We start from the raw sequence: 9006 nt of genomic DNA, 5'->3' as shown, positions 1-9006 counted from the left end.
GCCGCGGCCCGGCGCCGCGACGGCACGCCCGGGAACGACGACTGCGCGCCCTGGAACCACCACGCAACGGCCGGCCGGCGGCCCGCTGGGCCGCGCGCCCGCGGTTGCAGCCGGACCGGACGAGGACGATGGTCCGCGTCAGATCCGCCGCGGTCCCGGCGGCGCTGCGCGTCCTGCGGCAGCCCCCAAGACCACCCACAAGCCCGGCCCGCAGAAGGAGCGCGGCCGCCTCACGGTCGTCACCGCGCTCAATGCCGACGAGGTGCGCGAGCGTTCGATCGCCTCGTTCCGCCGCCGCACCCAGCGTCTGAAGGGCCACGCCTCCAACGAGCCGAAGGAAAAGCTCATCCGCGAGGTGGTCATTCCGGAAGCGATCACCATCCAGGAGCTCGCCAACCGCATGGCCGAGCGCGCGGTCGACGTCATCCGCATGCTGATGAAGCAGGGCGCGATGCACAAGATCACCGACGTGATCGACGCCGACACTGCGCAGCTGATCGCCGAAGAGCTCGGTCACACCGTCAAGCGCGTTGCCGCCTCGGACGTCGAAGAAGGTCTGTTCGACCAGGTCGACGATTCCACCGATACCGAGACGCGTTCGCCCGTCGTGACCGTGATGGGTCACGTCGACCACGGCAAGACCTCGCTGCTCGACGCGCTCCGTCATGCCAACGTGGTCTCCGGCGAGGCCGGCGGCATCACCCAGCATATCGGCGCCTATCAGGTCGTCTCGCCCGAGAGCGGCAAGAAGATCACCTTCATCGACACGCCCGGCCACGCCGCGTTCACCGCGATGCGCGCCCGCGGCGCCAAGGTCACCGACATCGTCGTGCTGGTGGTCGCGGCCGATGACGGCGTGATGCCGCAGACGATCGAGGCCATCAACCACGCCAAGGCGGCGCGGGTGCCGATCATCGTTGCCATCAACAAGATCGACAAGCCCGACGCCAAGCCCGAGCGCGTGCGCACCGAGCTGCTCCAGCACGAGGTGCAGGTCGAATCGTTCGGCGGCGACGTCGTCGACGTCGAAGTGTCCGCCAAGAACAAGACCAACCTCGACAAGCTGCTCGAGATGATCGCGCTCCAGGCCGAAATCCTCGACCTGAAGACCAATTCGGAGCGTCCGGCCGAAGGCACCGTGATCGAAGCCAAGCTCGATCGCGGCCGTGGTCCGGTGGCGACCGTGCTGGTCCAGCGCGGCACGCTGCGGGTCGGCGACATCATCGTCGCCGGCGCCGAAATGGGCCGCGTCCGTGCGCTGATCTCGGATCAGGGCGAGACCGTGCAGGAAGCCGGTCCCTCGGTGCCGGTCGAAGTGCTCGGCTTCAACGGTCCGCCGGAAGCCGGCGATCGTCTCGCCGTGGTCGAGAACGAAGCCCGCGCCCGCCAGGTCACGAGCTACCGCGCGCACCAGAAGCGCGAGAACGCGGCTGCCTCGATCTCCGGCATGCGCGGCTCGCTCGAGCAGATGATGTCGCAGTTGAAGACGGCGGGCCGCAAGGAATTCCCGCTGATCGTCAAGGCCGACGTGCAGGGCTCGCTGGAAGCGATCCTCGGCTCGCTGGAGAAGCTCGGCACCGACGAAGTCGCCGCCCGCATCCTGCATGCCGGCGTCGGCGGTATCTCGGAATCCGACGTGACGCTCGCGGAAGGTTTCAATGCCGCGATCATCGGCTTCTCGGTTCGCGCCAACAAGGAGGCCGCTGCGGCCGCCAAGCGCAACGGCATCGAGATCCGCTACTACAACATCATCTACGACCTCGTGGACGACGTGAAGAAGGCGATGAGCGGCCTGCTCGCGCCGACCTTGCGCGAAACCATGCTGGGCAATGCCGAGATCCTGGAGATCTTCAACATCTCCAAGGTCGGCAAGGTCGCCGGCTGCCGCGTCACCGACGGCACCGTGGAACGCGGCGCCAATGTGCGCCTGATCCGCGACAACGTCGTCGTGCACGAAGGCAAGCTGTCGACGCTGAAGCGCTTCAAGGACGAAGTGAAGGAAGTCCAGTCCGGTCAGGAATGCGGCATGGCCTTCGAGAACTACCACGACATGCGCGCGGGCGATGTCATCGAATGTTACCGCGTGGAGACGATCCAGCGCTCCCTGTAAGTCCAAATCTTACCGAAGCGTTCGGATCTTTTTGAACTGAAATTGCGGGAGTGCGATGGCCGGATTTTTCCGGCCATCCACCCCTCTTCGTTTCAACAGGACAAATGGCAATGCCCGTGCCTCGAACACGGGCATGACGAGGTGATTTTCGAGAATGCCACGCCATCATCAGAAGAAGAGTTCCGTCCCCGGCGGAGGCTCGCAACGTCAGTTGCGCGTCGGCGAGCAGGTTCGCCACGCGATGGCCGATATTCTGGCGCAAGGCAATGTGCATGATGCGGACCTCGAAGGTCACATCATCACCGTGCCGGAGGTGCGGATGTCGCCCGACCTGAAGCTCGCGACAGTCTATGTGATGCCGCTCGGTGGCCGCGACACCGACATCGTCATTGCTGCGCTCGAACGCAACAAGAAGTTCCTGCGCGGCGAAGTCGCGCGGCGCGTTAACCTGAAATTTGCACCTGACATTCGCTTCCGCGTCGACGAACGATTCGACGAAGCGGAACGGATCGAGAAGCTTTTGCGAACACCTGCGGTGCAGAAAGATCTGGAACAGGATCCGGAAACGGATCGGGAAGAAGAACGATGACGATGGACCCGGCTCACGACACGATCACCGGCGAACAGGCCGACCAGCGCGACGTGCAGAACAATAATTTTGCGGAAGTCGGCGGCAATTCACAGCCGCATCAGGAGCCGCGCCGCGTCAACAACGATCCGCGCGCCAAGCAGCAGAAGGGCAACCAGGTTCGCCGCGACCGGCGCGACGTCCATGGCTGGGTCGTGCTCGACAAGCCGATCGGCATGACCTCGACGCAGGCGGTTGCGGTGCTCAAGCGCCTGTTCAACGCCAAGCGCGCCGGCCACGCCGGCACGCTCGATCCGCTCGCCTCGGGCGGGCTGCCGATCGCGCTCGGAGAAGCGACCAAAACCGTTCCCTTCGTCATGGACGGCCGCAAGCGCTACCAGTTCACGGTGTGCTGGGGCGAGGAGCGCGATACCGACGACATCGAGGGCCGCGCGACGGCGACCTCCGACCAGCGCCCGACCCGGGAGGCCATCCTGGCTCTCCTGCCTCGCTTTACCGGGGTGATCGAGCAGATCCCGCCGCGCTATTCCGCGATCAAGGTTCAGGGCGAGCGCGCCTACGACCTCGCCCGCGATGGCGAGGTCGTGGAGCTGGCGCCCCGTCCGGTCGAGATTCACCATTTAACCCTTGTAGATCAACCGGATAACGACCACGCCGTATTCGAGGCCGAGTGCGGCAAGGGCACCTATGTCCGCGCCCTGGCCCGCGATATGGGCCGGATTCTCGGCACTTACGGCCATATTTGCGCGCTCCGGCGGACACTGGTCGGCCCATTTGGCGAAAACGACATGATTCCGCTGGATCAGCTGGAGGCTTTGTGCGATAGAGCCGCGTCCGGCGAGGGTAGCCTCGCGGACGCGCTTATGCCCGTTGAGACCGCGCTGGACGACATCCCGGCACTGGCCGTCACTCGGGCTGATGCGGCAAGGCTCCACCGGGGCCAGGCCGTTTTGTTGCGCGGACGGGATGCGCCCACTTGTAGCGGCACAGTCTATGTCACGGTGGCAGGCCGTCTTTTGGCGCTTGCTGAAGTTGGCAATGGCGAAATCATCCCCAAGCGTGTGTTCAACCTGACCGGCTTGACTGCCTCAACCGGTCGCAACGAGAGAAATTGACGATGTCGATTGCCGCAGAACGCAAAGCGGAAGTCATCAAGACGAATGCCACCAAGGCCGGCGACACCGGCTCGCCGGAGGTTCAGGTCGCGATCCTGTCGGAGCGCATCAACAACCTGACCAACCATTTCAAGACCCACGTGAAGGACAACCATTCGCGTCGTGGCCTCTTGAAGCTGGTCTCGACCCGCCGCTCGCTGCTCGACTACCTGAAGAAGCGGGACGAGGCGCGTTACAAGGCGCTGCTCGAGAAGCACAACATTCGTCGCTAAGTGTTCCCACGCGCGCCACTGGCGCGCGTTTTCGTGCGTGGTTTCGAGCGAGAGCGCTTATTTAAAGCTTTTTGATCGAAGCTGCGCGCACGCCGGATGCGGATCGTTGACGATTCGGATCCGGGGCATGATGAGCGAAGACCGAAGGTTCGGTGTTCGCATTCGTGCCGACTGACAGTCCAGCAGCAATCCGGCGGCTGGGCACAACGGGCAAGGCGCCCGTATGACCCGAAAGGATGGACGCCATCCGAAATCCAAAAACCATGGCAGGATCGCAGGACGCTGATCACCCGCTTCGATCAGCGCCCCGCAATCTTGCGCATGGTTTTTGTTTTTCGAGCCGTCCTTCTTTCGAGAACCCATGAAAGAAGACATCTATGTTCAATAAGCATTCGGTCGAGATCGACTGGGGTGGACGCACTCTCAAGCTGGAAACCGGCAAGATCGCCCGTCAGGCCGATGGCGCCGTCGTCGCCACCTATGGCGAGACCGTCGTGCTCGCCACCGTCGTCGCGGCGAAGGCGCCGCGCGAGGGCGTCGACTTCCTGCCGCTGACCGTCGACTACCAGGAGAAGACCTACGCGGCTGGCCGCATTCCCGGCGGCTATTTCAAGCGCGAAGGTCGTCCGACCGAGAAGGAGACGCTGGTCTCCCGCCTGATCGACCGTCCGATCCGTCCGCTGTTCGTCGACGGCTGGCGCAACGAGACCCAGGTGATCGCCACCGTGCTGTCGCACGACATGGAGAACGATCCTGATATCGTCGCGCTGGTGGCTTCGTCCGCTGCGCTGACCCTGTCCGGCGCCCCCTTCAAGGGCCCGATCGGCGCCGCCCGCGTCGGCTTCGCCAATGACGAGTTCATCCTCAACCCGACGCTCGACGAGATGGTCGACACCCAGCTCGACCTCGTCGTCGCCGGCACCGCCGACGCCGTGCTGATGGTCGAATCGGAAGCCAAGGAGCTGAACGAAGAGGTCATGCTCGGCGCCGTGATGTTCGGTCACCGCCACTTCCAGCCGGTGATCAACGCCATCATCGAGCTGGCCGAGAAGGCCGCCAAGGAGCCGCGCGAAGTCACCGTCATCGACAATGCCGCGCTCGAGAAGGAAATGCTCGGCATCGTCGAGCAGGAGCTGCGCGCCGCCTACGCCATTCCGGTCAAGCAGGATCGCTACGCCGCGGTCGGCAAGGTCAAGGAGAAGGTGATCGCCCACTACTTCCCCGAAGGGCAGGAGCCGAAATACGACAAGCTGCGCATCAGCGCCGTGTTCAAGGAGCTCGAGGCGAAGATCGTTCGCTGGAACATCCTCGACACCGGCAAGCGCATCGACGGTCGCGACAGCAAGACCGTGCGCAACATCGTCGCCGAAGTCGGCGTGCTGCCGCGCGCCCACGGCTCGGCGCTGTTCACCCGCGGTGAAACGCAGGGCCTGGTCGTCACCACGCTCGGCACCGGCGAGGACGAGCAGTACATCGACGCGCTGTCGGGAACGTACAAAGAGACGTTCCTGCTGCACTACAACTTCCCTCCCTATTCGGTCGGTGAGACCGGCCGCCTCGGCGGCACCAAGCGCCGCGAGATCGGCCACGGCAAGCTTGCCTGGCGTGCGATCCACCCGGTGCTGCCGCCGCATCACGAGTTCCCCTATACGATCCGCGTGGTCTCGGAGATCACCGAGTCGAACGGCTCGTCCTCGATGGCTTCGGTCTGCGGCGCCTCGCTCGCGTTGATGGATGCCGGCGTGCCGTTGAAGCGTCCGACCGCGGGCATCGCGATGGGCCTGATCCTTGAGGACAAGCGCTTTGCGGTTCTCTCGGACATCCTCGGCGACGAGGACCATCTCGGCGACATGGACTTCAAGGTGGCCGGTACGGAAGCGGGCATCACCTCGCTCCAGATGGACATCAAGATCGAGGGCATCACCGAAGAGATCATGAAGGTGGCGCTCGCCCAGGCCAAGGACGGTCGTATCCACATCCTCGGAGAGATGGCCAAGGCGCTCACCAACGCCCGCGCCGAGCTCGGCGAATACGCGCCGCGCATCGAGACCTTCAAGATCGCCACCGACAAGATCCGCGAAGTGATCGGCACCGGCGGCAAGGTGATCCGCGAGATCGTCGAGAAGACCGGCGCCAAGGTCAACATCGAGGACGACGGCACCGTGAAGGTCGCCTCCTCCGACGGCGAGGCGATGAAGGCCGCGATCAAGTGGATCAAGTCGATCGCGTCCGATCCGGAAGTCGGCCAGATCTATGACGGCACCGTCGTCAAGGTGATGGAGTTCGGCGCCTTCGTGAACTTCTTCGGCTCCAAGGACGGCCTCGTTCACATCAGCCAGCTCGCGGCCAACCGCGTGCAGAAGACCTCCGACGTCGTCAAGGAAGGCGACAAGGTCAAGGTCAAGCTGCTCGGCTTCGACGATCGCGGCAAGACCCGCCTGTCGATGAAGGTGGTCGACCAGACCACCGGCGAAGACCTCGAAGGCAAGGGCGGCGAGGGCGAGAAGGCCCCACGCGAAGCGGCCGGCGAGTAATCGCCGACTGCATCAGAAACACGAAGGGCGGCCGCAAGGCCGCCCTTTTTGTTTGTGTTCGCCTCCGGAAAGCGCGCCCCTCCCCCGCAAGCGGGAGAGGATGCACCGTGCCCGAGGTGAGATCAGTCGACCTCAGGCCACGATGTCGTAGCGGTCGAGGTTCATCACCTTGGTCCAGGCCTTGGCGAAGTCCTGCACGAATTGCTGCTTGGCATCCGACGAGGCGTAGACCTCGGCGAAGGCGCGGAGCTGCGAGTGCGCACCGAAGATCAGATCGGCACGCGTGCCGGTCCACTTCACCGCATTGGTCTTGCGGTCGCGCGCTTCATAGCTGCCGTCGGCAACCGGCACCCATTGCACGCTCATGTCGAGCAGATTGGCGAAGAAGTCGTTGGAGAGCGTACCCACCTTGGCGGTGAGGACACCGTGCTTCGATCCGTTCGCATTGGCGCCGAGCACGCGCAGGCCGCCGACCAGCGCGGTGAGCTCAGGCCCGGTGAGCCTGAGCAGCTGCGCGCGGTCGACGAGGGCTTCTTCCTGCTGCAGGAACTGATGCCGCTTGCTGACATAGTTGCGGAAGCCATCGGCCCGCGGCTCGAGCGGCGCGAAGGACTCCGCGTCGGTCTGCTCCTGCGAAGCATCCATGCGGCCCGGCGTGAAGCCGACCTTGACCTCGACGCCGGCATCCTTCGCCGCCTTCTCGACCGCGGCGGTGCCGCCGAGGACGATGAGGTCGGCCAACGAGACCTTCTTGGCGCCCGAGGACGCGTTGAAGTCCTTCTGGATCGCTTCGAGCTTGCCGAGGACCTTGGAGAGCTGAGCCGGCTGGTTCACCTCCCAATCCTTCTGCGGGGCCAGGCGAATGCGGGCGCCGTTGGCGCCGCCGCGCTTGTCCGAGCCGCGGAACGTCGAGGCCGACGCCCAGGCGGTCGAGACCAGCTCGGACACCGACAGGCCCGAAGCCAGGATCTTGGTCTTCAGCGCGGCGATGTCCTGATCGCTGGCGAGCTCGTGATTCACGGCCGGAATTGGATCCTGCCAGATCAGCGTCTCCTTCGGCACCAGCGGGCCGAGATAGCGCTGGATCGGACCCATGTCGCGATGGGTGAGCTTGAACCAGGCGCGGGCAAAGGCGTCCGCGAACTGGGCGGGATTCTCCAGGAAGCGGCGCGAGATCTTCTCGTAGGCCGGATCGAAGCGCAGCGAGAGGTCGGTCGTCAGCATCGTCGGCCGGTGCTTCTTCGACTTGTCGAAGGCATCGGGAATGATCGCGTCGGCGCCCTTGGCCGTCCACTGCTGCGCGCCGCCCGGACTCTTCGTCAGCTCCCATTCGTAGTTGAACAGGTTCTCGAAGAAGTTGTTGCTCCACTTCGTCGGCGTCGTGGTCCACGTCACCTCGAGACCGCTGGTGATCGAATCACCGGAGTGACCCGATGCGTGCTTGCTCTTCCAGCCGAGACCCTGGTCTTCCAGCGCACCGGCTTCCGGCTCCGGACCGACCAGCGACGGATCACCCGCGCCGTGGGTCTTGCCGAACGAGTGGCCGCCGGCGATCAGCGCGACGGTTTCCTCGTCGTTCATCGCCATGCGGGCGAAGGTCTCGCGGATGTCCTTGGCCGCGGCGACCGGATCCGGCTTGCCGTTCGGACCTTCCGGATTGACGTAGATGAGGCCCATCTGCACGGCGCCGAGCGGCTCGGCGAGCTGACGCTCACCGCTGTAGCGCTCATCGCCGAGCCAAGTGCCTTCCGGACCCCAATAGAGCTCTTCCGGCTCCCACACGTCGGCGCGACCGCCGGCGAAACCGAAGGTCTTGAAGCCCATCGATTCCAGCGCGACGTTGCCGGCGAGAACCATCAAATCGGCCCAAGAGATCTTGCGGCCGTACTTCTGCTTGATCGGCCAGAGCAGACGGCGGGCCTTGTCGAGGTTGGCGTTGTCGGGCCAGCTGTTGAGCGGCGCGAAACGCTGCTGACCGGCACCGGCGCCGCCACGACCGTCGGTGGTGCGATACGTGCCCGCGCTATGCCAGGCCATGCGAATCATGAGGCCGCCATAGTGACCGAAGTCGGCGGGCCACCATTCCTGCGAATCGGTCATCAGCGCGGTCAGGTCCTTGATGACCGCGTTCAGATCGAGCGACTTGAATTCCTTGGCGTAGTCGAAGCCCTTGCCCATGGGATCGGACAGGGCGGAATTCTTGTGCAGCACCTCGATGTCGAGCTGCGTCGGCCACCAGTCACGGTTCACGCGCGTGGGTTTTCCGCCCGAAAACGGGCACTTCGAAGAGTCGTCCATGAATACCTCCTCTGGTGGCGTCGAACTCGCGCCTTTTGACCAGGTAGAACCACTCTAAGCGCCGCGTTCGATCAGGGGAAGTTGACTT

The 9006-nt window shown here is 64.5% G+C and carries 6 protein-coding genes; 5 read left to right on the top strand and 1 reads right to left on the bottom strand.

Going from position 1 to position 9006, the window contains the following annotated elements; translation table 11 throughout:
- The 5 genes from infB to pnp form a co-directional block, all read left to right on the top strand.
- Window positions 1-2110 (top strand): translation initiation factor IF-2 (gene infB / locus Q0743_RS30855; protein ID WP_298245193.1); only part of this gene is annotated, 2110 nt, incomplete at its 5' end.
- A 154-nt stretch (window positions 2111-2264) separates the two neighbouring features.
- A complete protein-coding gene (gene rbfA / locus Q0743_RS30850) occupies window positions 2265-2699 on the top strand; it encodes a 30S ribosome-binding factor RbfA (RefSeq protein WP_298245192.1) in 435 nt (144 codons plus the stop codon).
- Window positions 2696-3814, top strand: coding sequence for a tRNA pseudouridine(55) synthase TruB (gene truB / locus Q0743_RS30845; RefSeq protein ID WP_298245191.1), 1119 nt, complete (start codon window positions 2696-2698; stop codon window positions 3812-3814). Before rbfA ends, truB begins: the two co-directional genes overlap by 4 nt.
- Window positions 3815-3816: 2 nt before the next feature.
- Window positions 3817-4086: a 30S ribosomal protein S15 gene (gene rpsO, locus Q0743_RS30840; RefSeq protein WP_018644188.1), complete on the top strand. Its 270-nt coding sequence runs from the start codon at window positions 3817-3819 to the stop codon at window positions 4084-4086.
- A gap of 377 nt (window positions 4087-4463) precedes the next feature.
- Window positions 4464-6620 (top strand): polyribonucleotide nucleotidyltransferase, encoded by a 2157-nt coding sequence (pnp, locus tag Q0743_RS30835; RefSeq protein ID WP_298245190.1) that lies wholly within the window; start codon window positions 4464-4466, stop codon window positions 6618-6620.
- Between the two features lie 132 nt (window positions 6621-6752).
- Here the strand turns inward: pnp and katG are convergent, their stop codons facing one another.
- Entirely contained in the window at window positions 6753-8918 is a 2166-nt protein-coding gene (gene katG, locus Q0743_RS30830; RefSeq protein WP_298245189.1) for a catalase/peroxidase HPI, read from the bottom strand.
- Window positions 8919-9006: the final 88 nt, after the last annotated feature.

The organism is uncultured Bradyrhizobium sp. (genome assembly GCF_936943645.1).
In the GTDB taxonomy this organism is placed as follows: domain Bacteria; phylum Pseudomonadota; class Alphaproteobacteria; order Rhizobiales; family Xanthobacteraceae; genus Bradyrhizobium.
Note: the sequence above shows the minus strand (reverse complement) of the source record. Positions and strands in the feature narration are given on the sequence as shown.